This window comes from Streptomyces caelestis (assembly GCF_001279005.1).
Lineage (GTDB): Bacteria > Actinomycetota > Actinomycetes > Streptomycetales > Streptomycetaceae > Streptomyces > Streptomyces heliomycini.
The window spans coordinates 21,090-42,688 of record NZ_LGCN01000208.1 but is presented as its reverse complement, the minus strand read 5'-3'; the positions used below and the strand labels follow the sequence as shown (position 1 = coordinate 42,688).

Genomic DNA, 21,599 nt, shown 5'->3' with positions numbered 1-21,599 from the left:
GGCTATGCGTAGGGCAGCCAGGTTTTCTCCCCCCAACGGGCTGATTTTTCTTGATCAGGGGTCGGTGGACAGCTCTGGAGCCCTACTCTTCAAAGGGTGAAACCACTGATGTCACTGGAGTCCGAGATCGATCTCCCCGGGGGAGCGGTGCTCCCCGGCGCGCTGCCCGAGGCCCTGCGCGCCGAACTCGTGGCCTTCCGGCGCGACCTCCACATGCACCCGGAGCTCGGCCACCAGGAGTTCCGCACCACCGCGGCGATCAAGGAGCGCCTCGAGCGGGCCGGTCTGAGGCCGCGGGTCCTCTCCGGCGGCACCGGCGTGATCTGTGACATCGGAACCGACGGCGAGGCCGGCACGGACGCGGCGATGCTCGCCCTGCGCGCCGACATCGACGGCCTGCCCATCCCCGACATGAAGGCCGACTGCCCCTACCGCTCCACCGTGCCCGACCGGGCCCACGCCTGCGGCCACGACGTGCACACCACCGTCGTGCTCGGCGCCGGCCTGGTCCTCGCCGAACTGCACCGTCAGGGCCTGCTGCCCCGTCCCGTGCGGCTGATCTTCCAGCCCGCCGAGGAGGTGCTGCCCGGCGGCGCCGCCGAGGTGATCGAGGACGGCGGACTCGACGGCATCGGCCGTATCCTCGCCGTGCACTGCGACCCCCGCGTCGACGCCGGGAGGATCGGCCTGCGCGAGGGACCCATCACCTCCGCCTGCGACCGGCTGGAGATCGCCCTCGACGGCCCCGGCGGCCACACCGCCCGCCCCCACCTGACCACCGACCTGGTCACCGCCGCCGCCCGGGTCGTCACCGACGTGCCCGCCCTGGTCGGCCGTCGGGTCGACAGCCGCAGCGGACTCGCCGTGACCTGGGGCCGGGTCGAGTCGGGCCACGCGCCCAACGTCATCCCGCAGCACGCCGAGCTGTCCGGCACCGTGCGCTGCCTGGACCTGGAGACCTGGCGGCAGGCCCCCGACGTCGTGGTCGCCGCCATCGACGAGGTGGCCAACCTGCACCGCGCCAAGTCGGAGATCACCTACGTGCGCGGCGTCCCGCCGGTCGTCAACGAGGCCGGCGCCACCGAGCTGCTGCGCGACGCCATGATCGCCCGGCGCGGGGTGGAGTCCGTCGAGGGCACCGAGCAGAGCCTCGGCGGCGAGGACTTCTCCTGGTACCTGGAGCGCGTCCCCGGCGCCATGGCCCGCCTCGGCGTCCGCCCCCCGGGCGAGCGCACCGTGCGCGACCTGCACCAGGGCGACTTCGACGTGGACGAGCACGCCATCACCGTCGGCGTGGAACTCTTCACCGGGGCGGCCCTCCTGGACGCCCTGCGTTAGGCGACGGTTCCTCACACACCGAAGGGTTGATTTTCAGCCCCTCCGCCCGACCCAGCCCCTCCGCCCGACCCAGCCCCTCCGGCGTTCGAGGAGCGGGGTCCGGGGCGGAGCCCCGGGGGCGAGGGGGGAGGGGAGGGGCGGCGGGGGCGAGGATCCTCGTCCGGCTTCCGCCCGCCCGTCCCACCGTCACCTCCCCCACCCCTCCCGCTTGCGCGCCCCGAGCGCCAAGGGCAGCGTGGGGCGCGTGCACCCGCGCGTACCGCACCGGTCGCCCGTTTCGGCCCCCTACGGCCCCCTGGTTCACCAGGACGTAACCAGCCAGCGGCACGAATGGATAACGGCCCCGCTCGATCCCGTTCCCAGGAGTGTCTACGCGCGTTAATGTGCGCCGAACCGAGCGCCCGCTGCGGGGCTTTGGAGAATGGGGAACTTCAGATGCGTCGGACATCCAGACTGACCCGCGTGGCGGTGGGGGTCGCCTCGCTCGCACTCGCCGCCACCGCCTGCGGCGGCACCAGCAGTGACAACGGCGACAGCGGCGGCTCCAAGGAAGACCTCGGCCTCGCCATCGCCTACGACATCGGGGGCAAGGGCGACCAGTCCTTCAACGACGCCGCCTTCGCCGGCCTGACCAAGGCCAAGGACGAGTTCGGCTACAAGACCGCCGACGTGGAGCCCACCGAGGGCGAGACCGACGCGGACAAGGAGCAGCGTCTGGCCTCGCTGGCCCGCCAGGGCTACAACCCGGTCGTCGGCGTCGGCTTCGCCTACGGCCCCGCGATGAAGGCCGTGGCCGCGAAGTACCCGAAGACCACCTTCGGCATCGTCGACTCCGTGGTCGAGGGCGACAACGTCGCCTCCCTCGTCTTCGCCGAGGAGCAGGCCTCCTACCTCGCCGGCGTCGCCGCCGCCAAGGCCACCAAGACCGGCGTCGTCGGCTTCGTGGGCGGTGTGGACATCCCGCTGATCCACAAGTTCCAGGCCGGCTACGAGCAGGGCGTGAAGGCCACCGACCCCAAGGTCAAGGTGATCCCGCAGTACCTCACCCAGACCGCCGAGGAGGGCGGCTTCTCCAGCCCCGACAAGGGCAAGGCCGCCGCCGAGGGTCAGATCGAGAAGAAGGCCGACGTCATCTACCAGGCGGCCGGCCTGTCCGGTCAGGGCGTCATCGAGGCCGCCGCCAAGGCGAAGGTCTGGGCGATCGGCGTCGACTCCGACCAGTACAAGCAGGAAGCCCTCGCCCCGTACAAGGACTACATCCTCACCTCCGCCCTGAAGGACGTCGGCGGTGCGGTGTACACCCTGGCCAAGTCGGTCGAGGACGGCGAGCCGCTGACCGGCACCCAGGTCTTCGACCTCAAGGTGAACGGCGTCGGCCTGTCGGAGAGCAACCCGAAGATGGCCGAGGTCGCCGGTCTGACGGACGCCGTGGCCAAGGCCAAGGAAGGCATCGTCGACGGCTCCATCAAGGTCGAGACCGAGTAGGAGAAACGGCGGCGCACCCGTGCGGAGCGGGCGGACACCCCGGGTGTCCGCCCGCTCCGCCGTTCCCGCCCGCGCTCACCCACAGCCACCCCGCGTTCGCGCCCGGCGACGCCCCGGCCACCGCTCGGCGTTACCTTGGCCACGGCCGGATAACAAGGTGGACAGAAGGGGTTTTCAGGCAGGTCTACGCGCGTTAATCTGCGGCAAAGCCAGCGCCGCAGCTGAACACGTCCCGGCGCTTGTACGACTAGGAGCACCACACATGCGCCGGATTTCCCGGATCACGGTCGCGGGCGCAGCGACCGCCTCCCTGGCCCTCGCCCTCTCCGCCTGCGGCTCCACCTCCACCTCCTCGTCCTCCTCGGAGCCGAAGGGTGACAAGGGTCTCGCCATCGCCTACGACGTCGGCGGCAAGGGCGACCAGTCCTTCAACGACGCCGCGTACGCGGGCCTGGAGCAGGCGAAGAAGGAGTTCGGCTACGAGACCGCCGACGTCGAGCCCACCGACGGCGAGACGGACGCCGACAAGGAGCAGCGCCTGGTCTCGCTGGCGAAGCAGGGCTACAACCCGGTCGTCGGCGTCGGCTACGCGTACGCCGCCGCCGTGAAGGGTGCCGCGGAGAAGTTCCCGGACACCACCTTCGGCATCGTCGACGACGCCACGATCGAGGCGGACAACGTCGCCGACCTGGTCTTCTCCGAGGAGCAGGCCTCCTACCTCGCCGGCGTCGCCGCCGCCGAGAGCACCAGGACGAACGTCGTCGGCTTCGTGGGCGGTGTGAACATCCCGCTGATCCACAAGTTCCGCGCGGGCTTCGAGCAGGGCGTCAAGGACACCGACCCCAAGGTCAAGGTGATCTCGCAGTTCCTGACGCAGACCGCGGAGGAGGGCGGCTTCTCCAGCCCCGACAAGGGCAAGTCCGCCGCCGAGGGCCAGATCGAGAAGAAGGCCGACGTCGTCTACGCGGCCGCCGGCCTGTCCGGCCAGGGCGTCATCGAGGCCGCCGCCGCCAACAAGGTGTGGGCGATCGGCGTCGACTCCGACCAGTACCGGCAGGAAGCCCTCGCCAAGTACAAGGACTCGATCCTCACTTCGGCCATGAAGGACGTCGCCAAGGCGGTGTACAACCTGGCGAAGTCGGTCGAGGACGGCAAGCCGGCGACCGGTATCGTCAAGGGCGATCTGAAGACGGGTGAGGTGAGCCTGTCGAACTCCAACCCGAAGTTCGCGGACGACGCCGAGCTCCAGGAAGCCATCGAGACGGCCAAGGAGAAGATCGTCAGCGGCGAGATCAAGGTCAAGTCGAGCTGAGTGACACCCCCCGAGTAACCGCGGGGTCGCGTCCGCTCGACGGGGTACGAGGAGCCCGGCTCCTCGTACCCCGTCGGTCGAGTGCGCCGCCCCTTTGCATGCCATAGGGGCGCTACGCGCGTAGATGGCCCCCGTCCCCAGGAGAGTGCGTCATCAACGCGTCCAGCAGCCCTCCGGCCGGAGCGGCGGTCAACGATTCGGCGACCGCCGTCGAGCTCGCCGGGATCACCAAGCGCTTCCCGGGCGTCGTGGCCAACCACGACATCCACCTCACCGTCCGCAAGGGCACCGTCCACGCCCTCGTCGGTGAGAACGGCGCCGGCAAGTCGACCCTGATGAAGATCCTCTACGGCATGCAGAAGCCGGACGAGGGCACCATCACGATCCACGGCGAGCAGGTGAGCTTCTCCTCGCCCGCCGACGCCATCGTCCGCGGCATCGGCATGGTGCACCAGCACTTCATGCTCGCCGACAACCTCACCGTCCTCGAGAACGTCGTCCTCGGCAGCGAGAGGCTCCACGGCATCGGCGGCAGGGCCCGCCGCAGGATCAAGGAGCTCTCCGACCGCTACGGCCTCGGCGTCCGCCCCGACGTCCTGGTCGAGGAGCTCGGCGTCGCCGCCCGCCAGCGCGTGGAGATCCTCAAGGTCCTCTACCGCGGCGCCACCACCCTGATCCTCGACGAGCCCACCGCCGTCCTCGTCCCGCAGGAGGTCGACGCCCTCTTCGACAACCTGCGCGAGCTGAAGGCCGAGGGCCTGTCGGTCATCTTCATCTCCCACAAGCTGGGCGAGGTCCTCTCCGTCGCCGACGAGATCACCGTCATCCGCCGCGGCACCACGGTCGGCACGGCCGTCCCCGCCGAGACGACCCCGCGCCAGCTCGCCGAGCTGATGGTCGGCAGCGAGCTGCCGACGCCGGAGACGGCCGAGTCCACGGTCACCGACCGTCCCGTCCTCACCGTCGACAAGCTGCGCCTGGCGGCCCCCGGCGGCAAGGCCCTGCTCGACGACATCAGCTTCACCATCCACGCGGGCGAGGTCCTCGGCATCGCCGGCGTCGAGGGCAACGGCCAGACCGAACTGGTCGACGCCCTCATCGGCCTGCGGCACGCCGACTCCGGCACCATCCGGCTGGCCGACGAGGAGATCACCTCCTGGGCCACCCGCAGGCGCCGCGAGCAGGGCATCGGCTACATCCCCGAGGACCGCCACCGCCACGGCCTGCTCCTGGAGGCCCCCCTCTGGGAGAACCGCATCCTCGGCCACGTCACCGAGAAGCCCAACGCCAAGGGCGTCTGGCTCGACCCGAAGGCCGCCCAGGAGGACACCCGCCGCATCGTCCGGACGTACGACGTCCGCACCCCCGGCATCGACGTCACCGCCGCCTCCCTGTCCGGCGGCAACCAGCAGAAGCTGATCGTCGGCCGCGAGATGAGCCACAAGCCGCGCTTCCTGATCGCCGCCCACCCCACCCGCGGTGTGGACGTCGGCGCCCAGGCCGCCATCTGGGACCACATCCGCGAGGCCCGCCGCGAGGGCCTGGCCGTGCTGCTGATCTCCGCCGACCTGGACGAGCTGATCGGCCTGTCCGACACCCTCCGGGTGATCTACGACGGCAAGCTGGTCGCGGACGCCGACCCGGCCACCATCACCCCGGAGGAACTCGGCACCGCCATGACCGGCGCCGCCGAGGGCCACCTCGAACACGACGAGACCCCCGAGACCCCGGCCGACCCGTCCACGTCCGCCGAGTCTCCGGAAGACGAGGCCCGCTGATGAAGAAGTTCGACAAGGAGCGCGTGCTCCTCGCGGTGGCCGGGCCGGTCATCGCGCTCGCCGTGGCCTTCGTGCTCAGCGCGATCGTCCTGATCGCCTCCGGCAAGAACCCGGTCGAACCGTTCGCCATCATGTTCGAGCAGGCCGGCTTCTCCGACATCCAGGTCCTGATCGTCAACCAGGCCTCGATGTACTACATCGCGGCCCTCGCGGTGGCCATCGGCTTCCGGATGAACCTGTTCAACATCGGCGTCGACGGCCAGTACCAGCTCGGCGCCATGATGGCCGCCATCGTCGGCGCGCACGCGAACCTGCCGGCGTTCCTCCAGGTCCCGCTGCTGCTGCTGACCGCCGTCCTCACCGGCGCCTTCTGGGCCGGCATCGCCGGCGTCCTCAAGGTCACCCGCGGCGTCAGCGAGGTCGTCGCCACGATCATGCTCAACGCGATCGCCACCTCGCTCATCGTCTACATGTGGAAGCCGGACGTCTTCGGCGTCAAGATCGGCAACAACAGCACCACCGGCGAGATGCACGAGTCCGGCTGGATCCCCGGCATCGACATGGGCGCGGCCGGTGAGATCTACGGCCTGCTGGTCCTCGCCGTCCTGCTCGGCATCGGCTACTGGGTCGTCCTCAACCGCACCCGCTTCGGCTTCGACCTGCGCGCCTCCGGCGCCTCCGAGTCCGCCGCCTCCGCCTCCGGCGTCGACCCCAAGCGCATGGTCCTCACCGCCATGCTGCTCTCCGGCGCCATCGCCGGCCTCGCGGGCCTGCCGATCCTCCTCGGCGACTCCCACACCTACAACCTCAACTTCCCCACCGGCATCGGCTTCCTCGGCATCGGCATCGCGCTGCTCGGCCGCAACAGCCCCGTCGGGATCGCCTTCGCCGCCCTGCTGTGGGCCTGGCTCGACAAGGCCTCGCCCGAGCTGGACTTCCACGGCTACGACAAGGAGATCGCGGTCATCATGCAGGGCCTGATCGTCCTCTCGGTCGTCGTCTCCTACGAGGCCGTCCGCGAGTGGGGCCTGCGCCGCCAGCAGCGCCGGGTCGGCGCGGAACTCGCCGCGGGGCACGTCCTGGGCGCCGACAACAACACCACGAAGGAGGTGGCCGGCCGATGACCGCTCCGACCACAGCGACCGACGTCAACCAGCCGTCGCTGGAACACGCACCGCCGACCGGCCGCCGTATGTCGTGGCCCGTCCTGCTCCTGGTCGTCGCCGGAGCCCTGGCGCTGGTCTCGATCGTCCGCCTCGTCACCGGCGCGGACGGCATCACCAACGTCAGCCAGATGTCCACCGCCCTCCAGCTCGCGGTCCCGATCGGCCTCGCCGGTCTCGGCGGCCTGTGGGCCGAGCGCGCGGGCGTGGTCAACATCGGCCTCGAGGGCATGCTGATCCTCGGCACCTGGTTCGGCGCCTGGGCCGGATTCCAGTGGGGTCCGTGGACCGGCGTCCTCGTCGGCATCCTCGGCGGCGCGCTCGGCGGCCTGCTGCACGCGATCGTCACCGTCACCTTCAACGTCAACCACATCGTCTCCGGCGTGGCCATCAACATCCTGGCCCTCGGCGCCACCCGCTACCTCGCCCCGCTCGCCTTCGAGGGCCACCAGGGCGGCTCCGCCAAGCAGTCCCCGGCGGTCGAATCCCTCGGCCACTTCACCGTGCCCGGACTGTCCGACGCGCTGAGCGACCTCAACGGCAAGGGCTGGTTCTTCGTCTCCGACGTCGCCGGCCTGCTCGGCGGACTGGTCACCAACGTCTCCTGGCTGACCCTGATCGCCGTCGCGCTCATCCCCGCCACCTGGTGGATCCTGTGGCGCACCGCGTTCGGCCTGCGGCTGCGCTCCTGCGGCGAGAACCCGATCGCCGCCGAGTCCCTCGGCGTCAACGTCTACAAGTACAAGTACCTCGCCGTGATCATCTCCGGCGGCCTGGCCGGCCTCGGCGGCGTCTTCCTCTCCATCGTGGCCAACCCCTTCTACCTGGAGGGCCAGACCAGCGGCCGCGGCTACATCGGCCTCGCCGCGATGATCTTCGGCAACTGGATGCCGGGCGGCCTCGCCATCGGCGCCGGCCTCTTCGGCTACACCGACAGCCTCAACCTGCGCGGCGGCTCCGCCAACGTGCACGCCCTGCTGCTGCTCGGCGCGCTGCTGCTGCTCATCGGCGCGATCTGGCTGGCCGTCCGCAAGAAGTACGTCCACGCGGTGATCACCCTGGTCGTCGGCGCCCTCGTCTTCGCCTGGTACGCCGGCACCAACGAGGTCCCCAACCAGGTCGTCTCCGCCACGCCGTACGTCATCACCCTCGTCGTCCTCGCGCTCTCCGCGCAGCGGCTGCGGATGCCGAAGGCGGACGGCATGCCGTACCGGAAGGGACAGGGCAAGTGACCGCGGCCGACGTCGACTGGGAGGCACTGCGCGCCGTGGCACGGGACGCCATGTCCCACGCCTACGCCCCCTACTCGGGCTATCCGGTCGGCGTGGCGGCCCTGGTCGACGACGGACGCACGGTCTCCGGCTGCAACGTCGAGAACGCCTCGTACGGGATCGGGCTGTGCGCCGAGTGCGGACTGGTCTCGGAGCTCCAGCGCACCGGGGGCGGCCGGCTCACGCACTTCACCTGCGTGGACGGCAGCGGCGAGATCCTCGTCCCGTGCGGCCGCTGCCGCCAGCTGCTGTACGAGTTCGGCGGCCCCGGTCTGCTCCTCGAGACCCCGGCGGGGATCCTGCCGCTGTCGGAGATGCTGCCCCAGGCCTTCGGTCCGCAGCACCTCACCAAGTAATCACCCCGCGGCCCCTCCGGGCGACAGCCGTTACCGTCGACCGGAGGGGCCGCACCCTTCGCACCCCGGAAGGAACGCCAGCCATGGCCATGGACGCCATCTCCGTCATCCGCACCAAGCGGGACCGCGGCGAACTCAGCGACGAGCAGATCGACTGGGTGATCGACGCGTACACCCGCGGGGAGGTGGCCGACGAGCAGATGTCGGCGCTCGCGATGGCGATCCTCCTCAACGGCATGAACCGGAGCGAGATCGCCCGCTGGACCGCCGCGATGATCGCCTCCGGCGAGCGCATGGACTTCTCGTCCCTGTCCCGCCCCACCGCCGACAAGCACTCCACCGGCGGCGTCGGCGACAAGATCACCCTCCCGCTGGCCCCCCTCGTCGCGGCCTGCGGCGCGGCCGTCCCCCAGCTCTCCGGCCGCGGCCTCGGCCACACCGGCGGCACCCTCGACAAGCTGGAGTCGATCCCCGGCTGGCGCGCGCTGCTCTCCAACGAGGAGATGCTGTCGGTGCTGGACGGCACCGGCGCGGTGATCTGCGCGGCCGGTGACGGGCTGGCCCCGGCGGACAAGAAGCTGTACGCGCTCCGGGACGTCACGGGCACGGTCGAGGCGATCCCCCTGATCGCCTCGTCCATCATGTCGAAGAAGATCGCGGAGGGCACCGGCTCCCTGGTCCTCGACGTGAAGGTGGGCACCGGCGCCTTCATGAAGACGATCGACGACGCCCGCGAACTGGCCCGCACCATGGTCGGCCTGGGCACCGACTCCGGAGTGCGGACGGTCGCCCTCCTCACCGACATGTCCACCCCGCTCGGCCTGACCGCCGGCAACGCGCTGGAGGTCCGCGAGTCGGTCGAGGTGCTGGCGGGCGGCGGCCCCGCGGACGTCGTGGAGCTGACCCTGGCCCTGGCCCGCGAGATGCTCGACGCGGCCGGTCTGAAGGACGCCGACCCGGCGAGGGCCCTCGCCGACGGCTCCGCGATGGACGTCTGGCGCCGCATGATCTCGGCGCAGGGCGGCGACCCGGACGCGCAGCTGCCGGTCGCGCGCGAACAGCATGTCGTCAAGGCCCCGTCCTCCGGCGTCCTCACCCGCCTCGACGCCTACGACATCGGCGTCGCCGCCTGGCGCCTCGGCGCGGGCCGCGCCCGCAAGGAGGACCCGGTCCAGGCCGGCGCGGGCGTCGAACTCCACGCCAGGCCCGGCGACCCGGTCACCGAGGGCCAGCCCCTCCTGACCCTCCACACGGACACCCCGGAACGCTTCGACTACGCGCTCCGCTCCCTCGAGGGCTCCTACGACATCGAGGCCCCCGGCACGGACTTCACCGCCACGCCGGTGGTGCTGGAACGCATCGCCTGACCAGCGGCTTCCTCGAGTGGATGAACGGGACCGGTGGACCCCCACCGGTCCCGTTCGCCGTCACCCCAGCAGCGCCGCCACCACCACCAGCACCGGCACCGACAGCACCGTCGACACCAGGATCGCCTCCCGGGCCAGCTTCTCGCCCACCCGGTAGCTGCTCGCGTACGTGAAGAGGTTCTGGGCGGCCGGGAGGGCCGAGGTCACCACCACGTCCAGCAGGTGCGCGCCGCGCAGGCCGAAGACGCCCACCGCCAGCGCCCAGGCGGCCAGCGGCTGGCCCACCGCCTTCAGCGCCACGGCGAGCAGCACCGCCCCGCGGTCCCCGCCCCGCAGGGGCAGCGCGCTGCCGCGCAGCGAGATGCCGAAGGCGAGCAGCACGGCGGGGACCGCCATGTTGCCGATCAGGACCACCGGGTCCCAGACCGGGCCCGGTATCCCGATCCCGGCCGCCGACACCGCCACCCCCGCCAGCGACCCCACCGCGATCGGGTTGCGCAACGGGGTCAGGACCCGCCGCCACAACGGCTGCTTCTCGCCCGCCGTCGACAGGTCGAGGATCGTCAGCGCGATCGGCGTGACCCCGACCAGCTGGAACAGCAGCACCGGCGCCACGAGCGAGGCGTCGCCCAGCACGTACACGGCGATCGGGATGCCCAGGTTGCCGGAGTTGACGTAGCTGGAGCACAGGGCGCCGATGGTGGTGCGGCCCACGCCCCAGCCGCGTACGACGCCCACCGCGACGAAGACGCCCGCCACCGCCGCCGTGCTCAGCGCGGTGACCAGGAGCCGGCTGGAGAAGACCACCGACAGGTCGGCCCGGGCGAGCGTGGTGAACAGCAGCGCGGGCGACGCTACGTGGAACGCCAGCTTCGTCAGGACCTCGCGGCCCTGCGCGCCGAGATGCCCCCGCCGGCCGATGACGTAGCCGACGCCGATGACGACGGCGATCACCAGGAATCCGCTCAGCACCCCCTGCACGGCAGCTCCCCGCGGACGCGAAGGGAACCGGGCGGCAGGGGCGGGGATGATCTATGGCGCATACACCCAACCCTCCGGGGAGGGGCGTGTTCAGGTCAATGTGATCCTCACGGCGCCGGCCCCGCGACACGTCGCGATGAGTTGCGCGCCGTCGCCCGGTCTACCGCTCGTGGACGCCATGACACCGCCCGTGCTCGTGCTCAGCGGCCCCCTCGCCCCGGGAGAGGTGAGCGGGCCCTGCGACGCGCTGCGGGCGCTGCTGGACGGGGGAGGCGGTGGCGGCCCGGGCCGGGTGGTCGTCTGCGACGTCGCCGGGCTGGGGCCGGCCGGTCTCGCCGCCGTGAACCTGCTCGCCCGGCTCCAGCTCACCGCCCGCCGGGCAGGGGGCCGGATACGGCTGCGTGACCCCTCCCCGGCGCTACGCGCCCTGCTCGACCTGGCCGGCCTCCGCTTCGAGGTGGAGGGGCAGCCCGAACAGCGGGAACCACCGCGCGGTGTCGAGGAAGCAGTGGAACCCGGTGATCCGGCCGTCTGATATCTCCAGCACCTGGACCGCCCACGGCGTGAAACCGCCGGCCTCCGGGTCGGGCTTGTACTGCGCGAAGCCCGGCAGCCCGTTGACCTCCACCGGCAGCAGCCGCGAACCCGCGCAGGCGGCGCCCAGCGTCGTCATGAAGCCCGTGATGTCCTCGGTGCCGGTCAGCCACAGGTCGAACGGCGGCATCGTCATGACGGCGTCCTCGTGCAGCAGCGCGGTCAGGGCCGGCATGTCGTACCCCTCGAACGCCGCCACATAGCGCTCGAGCAGTTTCCGCTGCTCCTCGTCCAGCGGGTCGGACACCGACGCGTCGGCTCCCGGCTGCCGCCGCTCCGCGAGCGTCGCGCGGGCCCGCTGGAGCGCGCTGTTCACCGACGCGACCGACGTGCCCAGCAGCTCGGCGACCTCGCCGGCCCTCCAGGCCAGCACCTCCCGCAGGATCAGCACCGCCCGCTGCTTGGCCGGCAGCTGCTGCAGCGCGGCCATGAAGGCGAGCCGCACCGACTCCTTGGCGACCGCCGCCTCCGCCGGGTCGGCGGGCGTGGGCAGCACCCGGGAGTCGGGCATCGGCTCCAGCCACGTGCTGTCCGGGCGGGGCGAGAGGGCCGCCCGCGCCAGCGGTGTGGACTCCGTCAGGTCCATCGGCCGGGCCCGCTTGTTGCCCGCCGCCAGCATGTCCAGACAGACGTTGGTCGCGATGCGGTACAGCCAGGAGCGCAGGCTGGAACGGCCCTCGAACCTGTCGTAGCCGCGCCACGCGCGGATCATCGTGTCCTGCACCGCGTCCTCCGCCTCGAAGGAGGAGCCCAGCATCCGGTAGCAGTACCCGGTCAGTTCGACCCGGTGCGCCTCCAGCCTGGCGTCCAGGTCGGTCGTCGTCGCGGTGCCGTTCGTCATCGTCCACCCACCCCATGCGGTGTCGTCGTGGTCCACCACTTCGGAAGCTACCGCAGCCCACTGACAACGGCCCTTCGGGCGAACGAACGCGCAGGTCGGGCTGGTTCAGCCCGTCCGGCGATCGAGGACGAGGCCCGTCCAGGGCCGAAGCGGGGGACTGGGGGCGCGGCCCCCGGGTCAGGGACGGGAAGGGGCGGCGGGGGCGAGGAAAGTCAGGCCGGCCGGACCACGGCCGCCCGCGCCGCCGCCCGCGTCCCGGCCAGGGTGATCGCCGCGACCCCGGCCACCGCCACCAGCCCGACGCCCACCGTCCCGCCCCAGCCCCCCGCGTGGAACGCGAGCGCACCCACCGTGCTGCCCACACTGGACCCCACGTAGTACGCGGACTGGTACAGGGCCGACGCCTGCGCCCGCCCCACGTCCGCCGTCTTCCCGACCGCCGACGACGCCACCGCGTGCCCCGCGAAGAACCCCGCCGTGATCAGCACCAGCCCCAGCAGCACCACCGGCAGCGACCCGGCCAGCGACAGCAGCAGTCCCGCCGCGGTCGTCCCGCCCCCCGCGTACAGCGCGCCCCGGCGGCCCAGCCGCCCGACCAGCCGTCCGGCGGCCGAAGCCGAGACCGTGCCCACCAGATACACCAGGAAGATCGAACCTACGATGCCCTGCGGCAGCGAGAACGGCGCCTCGGTCAGCCGGTACCCGATGACCGTGTACACACCGCCGAACACCGTCATGAACAGCGCGCCGATCGCGTACAGCCGCCGCAGCAGCGGATGGGCGAGATGGTCCCGGACGGTGCGCGCCAGCACCCGAGGCCGCAGCGAACCCGGACGGAAGTGCTCCGGCGCCGGCAGCAGCAGCCGGAACGCCACCGCGCACGCCACCGCGACCACGCCGATCACCCCGACGGCGACCCGCCAGCCCCACTCCTGCGCCACCCAGCCGGTGATCACCCGGCCGCTCATCCCGCCGACACTGTTGCCGGCGACGAACAGCCCGATCGCGGTCACCAGCGCCTTCGGCGTGACCTCCTCCGCGAGGTACGCCGTCGCCGACGCCGGCAGCCCGGCCAGCGCCGCACCCTGCAGCGCCCGCAGCGCCACCAGCGCGCCCAGCGACGGCGCGAACGGCACCAGCAGGCCGAGGGTCACCGCGACGGCCAGCGAGGCCGTCATGACCGTACGCCGTCCGTAACGCTCCGACAGCGCGCTCATCGGCAGCACGAACAGCGCCAGGCCACCGGTCGCCGCCGCCACCGTCCAGCTCGCGTCACCCGCGCTCACCGCGAAGTCGCCGGAGATCAACGGCAGCAGGGCCTGGGTGGAGTACAGCAGGGCGAAGGTCGCGACGCCCGCGAGGAACAGGGCGAGACTCATCCGGCGGTAACCGGGTCCGCCCGGAGACATCCGGGACTCGGAGGCGGCCTCGGGGACGGGCCGGGTCGAAGAGGTCGAAGGAACGGATGTGACGGCGCCCACACTGGTGGACGCCCCGGTACTGGCGGGAGTCATGCCTCGAAGCTACGGACGCCCCCGCTCATCCGTCCAATGCACGGAATCGACATAATCGTTCCCATGGCGCATCAGCAGAGGTCACGGAGGAGACTGTCACAGACCGGTGACACACGAGACACGGAAGACATGGCGAGACTGCTCGCACCCCGCCTCGCCTACTTCGCCGGCGTCGCCCGCACCGAGCACGTCACCCGCGCCGCCCAGGAGATGCAGGTCCCGCAGTCCACCCTCTCCCGGGCGCTGGTCCGCCTGGAACAGGACCTGGGCGTCGAGCTGTTCGCCCGCCACGGCCGCACCGTCTCCCTCACCCCGGCCGGCCACACCTTCCTCACCTCCGTCGAACGCGCCCTCGCCGAGATCGAGCGCGCCGCCGACGAGGTGCGCGCCGACGCCGACCCCGCCACCGGCAAGGTCGCCTTCGGCTTCCTGCACACCATGGGCGCCGAGACCGTGCCCGGCCTGCTGCACGCCTTCCGCGCCGACCACCCGCGCATCCGCTTCAGCCTGGTCCAGAACTACGGCGAGGCCATGCTGGAACGCCTCCGCGCGGGCGAACTCGACCTGTGCCTGACCTCCCCGGTGCCCGACGCCCCCGACCTCGTCGCCCGCCGCCTCGACGAGCAGAAGCTGCGCCTGGTCGTCCCCGCCGACCACCGCCTCGCCGGCCGCCGCCGCATCCGGCTCGCCGAGGCCGCCGACGAGACCTTCGTGACCCTGGAACCCGGCTACGGCCTGCGCCGCATCACCGACGACCTCTGCATCCGGGCCGGCTTCACACCCCGCATCGCCTTCGAGGGCGAGGAAGCCGAAACCCTGCGCGGCCTGGTGGCGGCGGGCCTGGGCGTGGCCCTCCTGCCCCCGCCGGCCTTCCCCCGCCCCGGAGTGGTCGAGCTGACGGTCACCGCCCCCAGGGCGGCCAGGGAGATCGGCGTGGCCTGGCTGGCCGGCCACCCGGACACGCCCCCGGTGGCGGCCTTCAAGAAGTTCCTGCTCTCCAAGAGGGGTGCTTTGCTCCCCGCTTGAACAGGGGTGACCGACCGCCGACGCAGGGGCGACGTACGCAGGGGCGCGGGGCCGTATCGACCTGCGGCTCCGCCGCGTGGGCGCGATCGGCCACCGGCGGCCCGCAGTCGCGAAACGGCATTCCGCCCCACGGCGCTACCGCCGCAGCGACCTGCCGAACCCCGCGGCCAGCGGCATCCGCAGCCCCAACGGCGGAGGCGCCGCCAGGGCATCCTGCACGGGCCGTGAGAACGCCCGCCCGAACAACGCCCCCATCGCGAAGTCCTCCGCCAGCGCCAGCACCTCCTCCCGGTACTGGCTCAAGCCGTGCCCGTCCGCGTGGACCTCGAACCGGCACACCTCCCGGTTCGCCTTCTTCGCCCGCGCCGCCAGCCGGAACGACAACTCGGGATCGCTGCGCGCGTCGTTCGTGCCGTGCACGATCAGCACCCGCCGTCCGACGAGCTGCTTCACCGGTTCGGGCGGCGCCGCCACGTCCTCGTCCGGCAGCCAGGGGGCCAGCGCCAGCACGGAGTTGACGGCCTCGTGGCCCCCCGCGCGCAGCGCTGCCCTGCCCCCCATGCCGATCCCGGCGAGGCAGACGGGGACGTCCCCGTAACGCCGTACGGCCTCGTCGGCGGCCCACGCGGCGTCGCGCGCGAGATGCGCCTCGCTGCCGTTCCAGCCCCGATAGCGGTAGTGGACGACATGGGCGGCGAGGCTCTCGTCCCGGCCCGCGCGGGTGAGACGGCGCCCCAAGGCGCGTACGGAGGCGGCCGCCAGCACGGCGGACGGTCTGCGGCCGGACACCTCCTCGCCGCCGGGGAGCAGCAGTACCACTCCGCTCACCGCCGTCGGCTCCGGGCCGAGCGCCCTCCCCAGCCGGGCCGTGCGAACCGGCTTCGCTTCCTGTGCCATGGCAGAACATTCTCAGAAGTGCGGGTGTACTCCACCCTGCCGTGCGATCACCGTTACATATCGACGAATTCGTCCACCCGGTGATCTACGCGCGTAGGAGTTAGAGTGCGGAAATGACGAGCCAGACCATCGCGAACACCCCGACGAAGGAGCAGATCCGCCGGGCGCCCAAGGTTCTGCTGCACGACCACCTCGACGGCGGCCTGCGCCCCGCCACCGTCGTCGAACTGGCCCGCGAGAGCGGGTACCGCCGGCTCCCCGAGACCGACCCCGACAAGCTCGGACTGTGGTTCAGGGAGGCCGCCGACTCCGGCTCCCTGGAGCGGTACCTGGAGACGTTCTCGCACACCGTCGGGGTCATGCAGACCCGCGACGCCCTCGTCCGGGTCGCCGCCGAGTGCGCCGAGGACCTGGCCGAGGACGGTGTCGTCTACGCCGAGGTGCGCTACGCGCCCGAGCAGCACCTCGAAGGCGGACTCACCCTTGAGGAGGTCGTCGAGGCGGTCGACGAGGGCTTCCGGCAGGGGGAGCGGAAGGCGAGGGAGAACGGCCACCGCATCCGGATCGGCGCCCTCCTCACCGCGATGCGGCACGCCGCCCGCGCCCTGGAGATCGCCGAACTCGCCAACCGCTACCGGGACCTGGGCGTCGTCGGCTTCGACATCGCGGGCGCCGAGGCCGGCTACCCGCCCACCCGGCACCTGGACGCCTTCGAGTACCTGAAGCGGGAGAACAACCACTTCACCATCCACGCCGGTGAGGCGTTCGGGCTGCCGTCCATCTGGCAGGCCCTCCAGTGGTGCGGCGCCGACCGGCTCGGCCACGGGGTGCGCATCATCGACGACATCGAGGTCCGCGACGACGGCACGGTCGCACTCGGCCGGCTGGCCTCCTACGTCCGGGACAAGCGCGTCCCGCTGGAACTCTGCCCGAGCTCCAACCTCCAGACGGGGGCCGCCGCCTCGTACGTCGAACACCCCATCGGCCTGCTGCGCCGGCTGCACTTCCGGGCCACGGTGAACACCGACAACCGCCTGATGTCCCACACCACCATGAGCCGGGAGTTCGAGCACCTGGTCGAGGCGTTCGGCTACACGCTCGACGACATGCAGTGGTTCTCCGTCAATGCGATGAAATCCGCGTTCATTCCTTTCGATGAACGACTGGCCATGATCAATGACGTCATCAAGCCCGGATACGCCGAGCTGAAATCCGCATGGCTGTTCCGTCAGACGGCTTCCACCAGCGGTTCTCCGGCGACGGAAAGCTGAGAGCGGCGTCCACGGTGAACGCGGACACCGTCCGCGTCCACCGTTCGTCCCCATGCCGATGTTTGCGGCGGGAGGAGGCGCGTGTTTACGGTCTCAGCACCGCTCACTCCCCGTATCCCATGTCGAGGACGCATTCCATGAAGCAGTCTGCTGCCAAGACCCTCGGTGTCGCCGTGCTGGGCGCCGCCTTCGCCGCGGTCGGCGCCGGCGCCGCCAACGCGGCCCCTGCCGTCCCGGACGCCGCTCCGGCGCTGGACACCGTCGGCCGGGCCGTGCCGGCGGAGAAGCCGTCCACCGCGCTGCCGGTCGCCCGGCAGGCGGGCCCCGAGGCCCCGGCCACCGGTCTCCTCGGCGGCATGCCGCTGCAGGACCTGCCCACCCGGGGCGCCACCCTCAACGGGATGCCGGTCGGCGCCTGACCCCGCCAGGCGGAAACGTACCGACGGGGCGCACCCGGAACCGGGTCGCGCCCCGTCGGCGTACGCGCGGGAGGCGGCGCCGCGGAGTCACCAGGCCGGCTGGGCCTTGTCCTCCGAGGGCAACAGGATCCACAGCGCTATGTACAGCAGGAACTGCGGCCCCGGAAGCAGACACGACAGCAGGAAGATCACCCGCATCGTGGTCGCGGAGGTGCCGAAGCGCCGGGCCAGCGCGGCGCACACTCCGCCGATCACGCGGTCGTTGGTGGGACGGGCGAGGCGGCTCATCGCGGCTCCTTTGTGAGTGGTGCGAGGCCTCCCGACCGGCTGCCTCAGTGCACTCCACGATACGGAGACGAAGGGGGCAAAGCATCACTCCACGGGGCGATCCCGACCCTGGGAATCGTCGGGGTCCTCCCCTGAGCCGGCTCCTCCGGGAGGAGAGCCGTGAGGGACCGCCGTACCGCCAGGCGGCGCAACCGGGCACGGCCCGCCGGCACCACGGCCGCGTGCGCGAGCGCCGCACCCGCCGTGTTGAGCAGCAGCGAGTCGACGTCCACGACCTGGCCCGGCACCACCGTCTGCAGCATCTCGACGGCCAGCGACACCAGCGCGGTCGCCGCCGTGGTGCGGATCAGCGAACCCAGCCGCGAGGCGGCCGGCCGGCCCCCGGCCATCGGCAGCAGCACACCCAGCGGCGCGAGCAGCGCCAGCCCTTCGCAGATCCGGCGGGCCCCCGTCGCCCAGCCCAGCGCGAAGTCGCCCCGGATGCCGTCCAGCGGCCGCAGATTGGCGGGCATCACCCAGGGGACGTCCAGCGGGCGCAGCGTGTACCAGGCGACGAACGCGAGATACGCGGCCAGGAGGAGCCCCCCTGTCACACGGATACGGGTCGCGGCGGAACCGCCGATGAGGCCTTGACGCTGCACGCCCCCCTAGACGCGGCCTCCGGCGCGATCGGTTCCGGGACGTCACCCGTTCACCGCATGAGGCGTGCGCCACAACGAGGGCTCACCCGCCGGTGACCTCCGAGGACGGCGGTTCCCCGGCGTCCGGACGGGACCGGACCTCGTCCGTGCACGCGTAGCGGCGCGGCCGGGCGTCGTCGGGGCCGCCCAGGATCACCGAGCCGTCGCCCTCGGCCGCCGCCGAGTCGGAGAAGGTGCACACGATCTGCGCGAGCCCGGCGGAGGTGAGGCTCCCGGGCGCGCTGCTCAGCCGCAGCGTGTCCTCCGGGTCGCCGGGCCGCGGACCGGTCACGGTCGTACCGCGCCGTACCCGCGTGCCGTACCCGGCCTGCCGCTCGGCGGCCGACGGTTCCTGGGACACCGCGTCCAGCAGTCCCTGCGCCACCAGCACGCGCCGCGAGTCCGCCGCCCCGTCCGGCACCCGCACCGTCCGGTCCACGGCCACCAGCGACGACCCGCACAGCAGGAACACCTGCACCGGCAGCCCCCGCTCCGGCCGCGTCGGCGCCTCCGGCTCGGCCAGGGAGCAGCGCGTCCGCGACGGCGCCGGCCCGAAGTCTGTCGGCACCTCCGTGGCCCGTATCCCGCACCCGGAGAGCAGCACGCCCAGCGCCCCCAGCGCGAGCAGTCCCCGCGTACGCCGCGAAGCAGTCCGCACGGTCATCGGGCGCCCTCCTCGGCGACCTCGTCCTCGACGTCGCCCGCCTTCTCCGAAGGGTTCCTCGCGGACACGTCCCGCGGCAGCCGCAGCGTGAACACCGCACCGCCCTCGGGGGAGTTGGCCGCGGTGATCTCGCCGCCGTGGATGTGGGCGTTCTCCAGCGCGATGGACAGGCCCAGGCCGCTGCCCTCGGAACGCGGCCGCGAGGCGCTCGCCTTGTAGAAGCGGTCGAAGACATGCGGCAGGACCTCCTCGGGGATGCCCGGCCCGTGGTCCCGCACCTCGATGACCACCGTGCCCCCGTCCCCGGCGCCCTCCGCGCCGTCCTCCCGTACCGAGACCCGCACCGGCGACCCGCCGTGCTTGAGCGCGTTCCCGATCAGGTTCGCCAGGATCACGTCCAGTCGGCGCGGGTCGATCCGGGCGTGGATGCCGCGCTCGGCGTCCAGGTCGACCGCGTCCAGCCAGGCGCGCGCGTCGATGCACGCGGTGATCTGGTCGGACATGTCGACGTCGTCGAGGACCAGCCGGGCGGTGCCCGCGTCGAAGCGGGTCACCTCCATCAGGTTCTCCACCAGGTCGTTCAGCCGCCGGGTCTCGCTCACCACCAGCCGTACCGCGGGCTCGATCATCGGGTCGATGCCGCCGCCCTCGGACTCCAGCTCCTCCTCCAGGACCTCGGTCACCGCCGTGATCGCGGTCAGCGGCGTACGCAGCTCGTGGCTCATGTCCGCCACGAACCGCCGGGACGCCTCGTCGCGCCCCGCCATGTCCGCCACCCGCTTCTCCAGCGCCTCGGCCGCCTTGTTGAACGTCCGGGACAGATCGGCCAGCTCATCGGTGCCCGACACCCTCAGCCGGGTGTCCAGCTTCCCCTCGCCGAGCCGCCGCGCGGCCACCCCGAGCCGCTGCACCGGCTTCAGCACCGTCGTGGCCGCCGCGTGCGCGAGCAGCGCGGAACCTATCAGCGCCAGCCCGGTGGCGATCCCCAGCGACCAGGCCAGCGAGTTGAGGTCCTTGGCCTCCGGTTCGAGCGACTTCAGCATGTAGCCGGTCGGCCCGCCCCCGACCACCCGCACCCCCGCCACCAGGTAGGGGGTGTCGCCGTCGACGATCCGCTGCCAGTACAGACGGTGCGGGTGCTTGTTGGCCGACGTGACCTTCTGCCGCTCGGTCACCGCCTCGCGCAGCGAGGCCGGCACGTCCCGCAGCGAGAAGCCGTTCAGCCCGCCCGAACTGCCGTAGACCGTACGCCCGTCGGGGTTCTCGGCGACCAGCAGCACGGTGAAGCGCTGGCTGCTGTTCGCCATCTGGCCCGCCGTGCGCTGCAGTTCGTCCTGCGTGGGGCGCTCGGGCAGCGTGCCCGCCCGGTTGCGCATCTCCTGCTCGAAGTCGCGCAGCACCGCGTCCTGGGTGCGGGTCAGCACCGACTCGCGGTTCAGCCAGTACGCGATGCCGGACGCGGACACCGCGGCGGTGAGCGCGACCAGCCCGAACACCACGACCAGCCGCAGCCGCAGACTGGTGAACCGCAGCCGTGACCACACTCCCCTGCGCGCGGCGGACCAGCCGCCGGCCCCTCCTTGGTGCTCCTGTGTCACTGAGGCGCGTCCAGCCGGTAGCCGACACCGCGCACGGTACGGATCAGGGTCGGGGACGACGGCACGTCCTCGACCTTGGCGCGCAGCCGCTGGACGCACGCGTCCACCAGACGCGAGTCGCCCAGGTAGTCGTGCTCCCACACCAGCCGCAGCAGCTGCTGCCGGGACAGCGCCTGCCCCGGCCGCCGGCTCAGTTCGAGCAGCAGCCGCAGCTCGGTCGGCGTCAGCTGGAGGTCCTCGCCGTTCTTCGTCACCGTCATCGCCGAACGGTCGATGACCAGGCTGCCGAAGGTCGCCGAGTCGCTGGACTCCCGCTCGCCGCGCCGCAGCACCGCCCGGATACGGGCGTCCAGCACCCGGCCCTGCACCGGTTTGACGACGTAGTCGTCGGCGCCGGACTCCAGCCCGACCACCACGTCGATGTCGTCGTTGCGCGCGGTCAGCAGGATGATGGGCAACTGGTCCGTGCGCCGGATGCGCCGGCACACCTCGAACCCGTCGATGCCGGGCAGCATCACGTCCAGCACGATCAGATCCGGCCGCTGCTCGCGCAGCAGCTTCAGACCGTCCTCACCGCTGGCAGCGGTCGCCACCCGGTGACCCTGGCGCGTCAGTGAGAGCTCCAGGGCCGTGCGGATGGCGTCGTCGTCCTCGATCAGCAACAGTGAAGGCACGGGCCCATTCTGGCCCATGGAGGGCTCTCCGTACGACCCGCGGACGGCAGATGCCCCTTGAGCCCGGATACGTGCCGCTCCG

The 21,599-nt window shown here is 72.0% G+C and carries 21 protein-coding genes; 12 read left to right on the top strand and 9 right to left on the bottom strand.

The window, feature by feature from the left end:
- Window positions 1-108: 108 nt before the first annotated feature.
- The 8 genes from ADK41_RS22920 (at window position 109) to ADK41_RS22885 (ending at window position 10,070) form a co-directional block, all read left to right on the top strand.
- The gene (locus ADK41_RS22920; RefSeq protein ID WP_030836781.1) at window positions 109-1,338 is read left to right on the top strand and encodes a M20 family metallopeptidase; all 1,230 of its coding nucleotides are present in this window, start codon (window positions 109-111) and stop codon (window positions 1,336-1,338) included.
- Between the two features lie 435 nt (window positions 1,339-1,773).
- On the top strand, window positions 1,774-2,823 hold the full coding sequence (locus ADK41_RS22915; RefSeq protein ID WP_030830201.1) for a BMP family lipoprotein: 1,050 nt from the start codon (window positions 1,774-1,776) through the stop codon (window positions 2,821-2,823).
- 262 nt (window positions 2,824-3,085) lie between these two features.
- Entirely contained in the window at window positions 3,086-4,135 is a 1,050-nt protein-coding gene (locus ADK41_RS22910; protein ID WP_030830203.1) for a BMP family lipoprotein, read from the top strand.
- A 152-nt stretch (window positions 4,136-4,287) separates the two neighbouring features.
- Entirely contained in the window at window positions 4,288-5,913 is a 1,626-nt protein-coding gene (locus tag ADK41_RS22905; RefSeq protein ID WP_051843280.1) for an ABC transporter ATP-binding protein, read from the top strand.
- Entirely contained in the window at window positions 5,913-7,037 is a 1,125-nt protein-coding gene (locus tag ADK41_RS22900) for an ABC transporter permease (protein WP_030830208.1), read from the top strand. The genes ADK41_RS22905 and ADK41_RS22900 overlap by 1 nt, the downstream gene beginning before the upstream one ends.
- Window positions 7,034-8,308: an ABC transporter permease gene (locus ADK41_RS22895; protein ID WP_030830210.1), complete on the top strand. Its 1,275-nt coding sequence runs from the start codon at window positions 7,034-7,036 to the stop codon at window positions 8,306-8,308. Before ADK41_RS22900 ends, ADK41_RS22895 begins: the two co-directional genes overlap by 4 nt.
- Window positions 8,305-8,703 carry a cytidine deaminase gene (locus ADK41_RS22890; protein WP_030830213.1) on the top strand — a complete coding sequence of 133 codons (399 nt, stop codon included), beginning with the start codon at window positions 8,305-8,307 and terminating at the stop codon, window positions 8,701-8,703. The genes ADK41_RS22895 and ADK41_RS22890 overlap by 4 nt, the downstream gene beginning before the upstream one ends.
- Window positions 8,704-8,792: 89 nt before the next feature.
- Entirely contained in the window at window positions 8,793-10,070 is a 1,278-nt protein-coding gene (locus tag ADK41_RS22885) for a thymidine phosphorylase (protein ID WP_030830216.1), read from the top strand.
- Between the two features lie 60 nt (window positions 10,071-10,130).
- Here the strand turns inward: ADK41_RS22885 and ADK41_RS22880 are convergent, their stop codons facing one another.
- Window positions 10,131-11,051 carry an AEC family transporter gene (locus ADK41_RS22880; RefSeq protein ID WP_030830219.1) on the bottom strand — a complete coding sequence of 307 codons (921 nt, stop codon included), beginning with the start codon at window positions 11,049-11,051 and terminating at the stop codon, window positions 10,131-10,133.
- Between the two features lie 136 nt (window positions 11,052-11,187).
- On the opposite strand from ADK41_RS22880, the gene ADK41_RS39645 reads away from it, so the two are divergent.
- Entirely contained in the window at window positions 11,188-11,586 is a 399-nt protein-coding gene (locus tag ADK41_RS39645; RefSeq protein WP_167353483.1) for an STAS domain-containing protein, read from the top strand.
- On the opposite strand, the gene ADK41_RS22875 is transcribed toward ADK41_RS39645, so the two are convergent.
- Both ADK41_RS22875 and ADK41_RS22870 read right to left on the bottom strand, forming a co-directional pair.
- On the bottom strand, window positions 11,470-12,486 hold the full coding sequence (locus ADK41_RS22875) for a sigma-70 family RNA polymerase sigma factor (RefSeq protein WP_030830225.1): 1,017 nt from the start codon (window positions 12,484-12,486) through the stop codon (window positions 11,470-11,472). The genes ADK41_RS39645 and ADK41_RS22875 overlap by 117 nt on opposite strands.
- 212 nt (window positions 12,487-12,698) lie before the next feature.
- The gene (locus ADK41_RS22870) at window positions 12,699-14,000 is read right to left on the bottom strand and encodes an MFS transporter (protein ID WP_030830228.1); all 1,302 of its coding nucleotides are present in this window, start codon (window positions 13,998-14,000) and stop codon (window positions 12,699-12,701) included.
- A 63-nt stretch (window positions 14,001-14,063) separates the two neighbouring features.
- Here ADK41_RS22870 and ADK41_RS22865 point away from each other — a divergent pair, with 63 nt between their 5' ends.
- On the top strand, window positions 14,064-15,026 hold the full coding sequence (locus ADK41_RS22865; protein WP_030830229.1) for a LysR family transcriptional regulator: 963 nt from the start codon (window positions 14,064-14,066) through the stop codon (window positions 15,024-15,026).
- 135 nt (window positions 15,027-15,161) lie between these two features.
- On the opposite strand, the gene ADK41_RS22860 is transcribed toward ADK41_RS22865, so the two are convergent.
- On the bottom strand, window positions 15,162-15,923 hold the full coding sequence (locus tag ADK41_RS22860; protein ID WP_030830230.1) for an alpha/beta hydrolase: 762 nt from the start codon (window positions 15,921-15,923) through the stop codon (window positions 15,162-15,164).
- A 113-nt stretch (window positions 15,924-16,036) separates the two neighbouring features.
- On the opposite strand from ADK41_RS22860, the gene ADK41_RS22855 reads away from it, so the two are divergent.
- The gene (locus ADK41_RS22855) at window positions 16,037-17,194 is read left to right on the top strand and encodes an adenosine deaminase (RefSeq protein ID WP_030830231.1); all 1,158 of its coding nucleotides are present in this window, start codon (window positions 16,037-16,039) and stop codon (window positions 17,192-17,194) included.
- A gap of 137 nt (window positions 17,195-17,331) precedes the next feature.
- Window positions 17,332-17,613, top strand: coding sequence for a hypothetical protein (locus ADK41_RS22850; RefSeq protein WP_030830232.1), 282 nt, complete (start codon window positions 17,332-17,334; stop codon window positions 17,611-17,613).
- Between the two features lie 87 nt (window positions 17,614-17,700).
- On the opposite strand, the gene ADK41_RS22845 is transcribed toward ADK41_RS22850, so the two are convergent.
- The 5 genes from ADK41_RS22845 to afsQ1 all read right to left on the bottom strand — a co-directional run bounded on the left by ADK41_RS22845 (window position 17,701) and on the right by afsQ1 (window position 21,517).
- Complete coding sequence (locus ADK41_RS22845; RefSeq protein ID WP_030830233.1) at window positions 17,701-17,901, bottom strand: PspC domain-containing protein; 201 nt, start codon at window positions 17,899-17,901, stop codon at window positions 17,701-17,703.
- 44 nt (window positions 17,902-17,945) lie between these two features.
- Window positions 17,946-18,542, bottom strand: coding sequence for a VanZ family protein (locus ADK41_RS22840; RefSeq protein ID WP_030830236.1), 597 nt, complete (start codon window positions 18,540-18,542; stop codon window positions 17,946-17,948).
- 82 nt (window positions 18,543-18,624) lie between these two features.
- Complete coding sequence (locus tag ADK41_RS41750) at window positions 18,625-19,245, bottom strand: hypothetical protein (protein WP_030830238.1); 621 nt, start codon at window positions 19,243-19,245, stop codon at window positions 18,625-18,627.
- Window positions 19,242-20,843, bottom strand: a complete 1,602-nt coding sequence (locus ADK41_RS22830) for a sensor histidine kinase (protein ID WP_030830240.1) — start codon at window positions 20,841-20,843, stop codon at window positions 19,242-19,244. The genes ADK41_RS41750 and ADK41_RS22830 overlap by 4 nt, the downstream gene beginning before the upstream one ends.
- Window positions 20,840-21,517 (bottom strand): two-component system response regulator AfsQ1, encoded by a 678-nt coding sequence (gene afsQ1, locus ADK41_RS22825; protein ID WP_030830243.1) that lies wholly within the window; start codon window positions 21,515-21,517, stop codon window positions 20,840-20,842. Before afsQ1 ends, ADK41_RS22830 begins: the two co-directional genes overlap by 4 nt.
- Window positions 21,518-21,599: the final 82 nt, after the last annotated feature.

Coding starts and splice junctions, on each gene's coding strand:
- ADK41_RS22920 (WP_030836781.1), top strand. CDS start 109: ATGTCACTGGAGTCCGAGATCGATCTCCCCGGGGGAGCGGTGCTCCCC.
- ADK41_RS22915 (WP_030830201.1), top strand. CDS start 1,774: ATGCGTCGGACATCCAGACTGACCCGCGTGGCGGTGGGGGTCGCCTCG.
- ADK41_RS22910 (WP_030830203.1), top strand. CDS start 3,086: ATGCGCCGGATTTCCCGGATCACGGTCGCGGGCGCAGCGACCGCCTCC.
- ADK41_RS22900 (WP_030830208.1), top strand. CDS start 5,913: ATGAAGAAGTTCGACAAGGAGCGCGTGCTCCTCGCGGTGGCCGGGCCG.
- ADK41_RS22895 (WP_030830210.1), top strand. CDS start 7,034: ATGACCGCTCCGACCACAGCGACCGACGTCAACCAGCCGTCGCTGGAA.
- ADK41_RS22885 (WP_030830216.1), top strand. CDS start 8,793: ATGGACGCCATCTCCGTCATCCGCACCAAGCGGGACCGCGGCGAACTC.
- ADK41_RS39645 (WP_167353483.1), top strand. CDS start 11,188: ATGAGTTGCGCGCCGTCGCCCGGTCTACCGCTCGTGGACGCCATGACA.
- ADK41_RS22875 (WP_030830225.1), bottom strand. CDS start 12,486: ATGACGAACGGCACCGCGACGACGACCGACCTGGACGCCAGGCTGGAG.
- ADK41_RS22870 (WP_030830228.1), bottom strand. CDS start 14,000: ATGACTCCCGCCAGTACCGGGGCGTCCACCAGTGTGGGCGCCGTCACA.
- ADK41_RS22865 (WP_030830229.1), top strand. CDS start 14,064: ATGGCGCATCAGCAGAGGTCACGGAGGAGACTGTCACAGACCGGTGAC.
- ADK41_RS22860 (WP_030830230.1), bottom strand. CDS start 15,923: ATGGCACAGGAAGCGAAGCCGGTTCGCACGGCCCGGCTGGGGAGGGCG.
- ADK41_RS22855 (WP_030830231.1), top strand. CDS start 16,037: ATGACGAGCCAGACCATCGCGAACACCCCGACGAAGGAGCAGATCCGC.
- ADK41_RS22850 (WP_030830232.1), top strand. CDS start 17,332: ATGAAGCAGTCTGCTGCCAAGACCCTCGGTGTCGCCGTGCTGGGCGCC.
- ADK41_RS22845 (WP_030830233.1), bottom strand. CDS start 17,901: ATGAGCCGCCTCGCCCGTCCCACCAACGACCGCGTGATCGGCGGAGTG.
- ADK41_RS41750 (WP_030830238.1), bottom strand. CDS start 19,245: ATGACCGTGCGGACTGCTTCGCGGCGTACGCGGGGACTGCTCGCGCTG.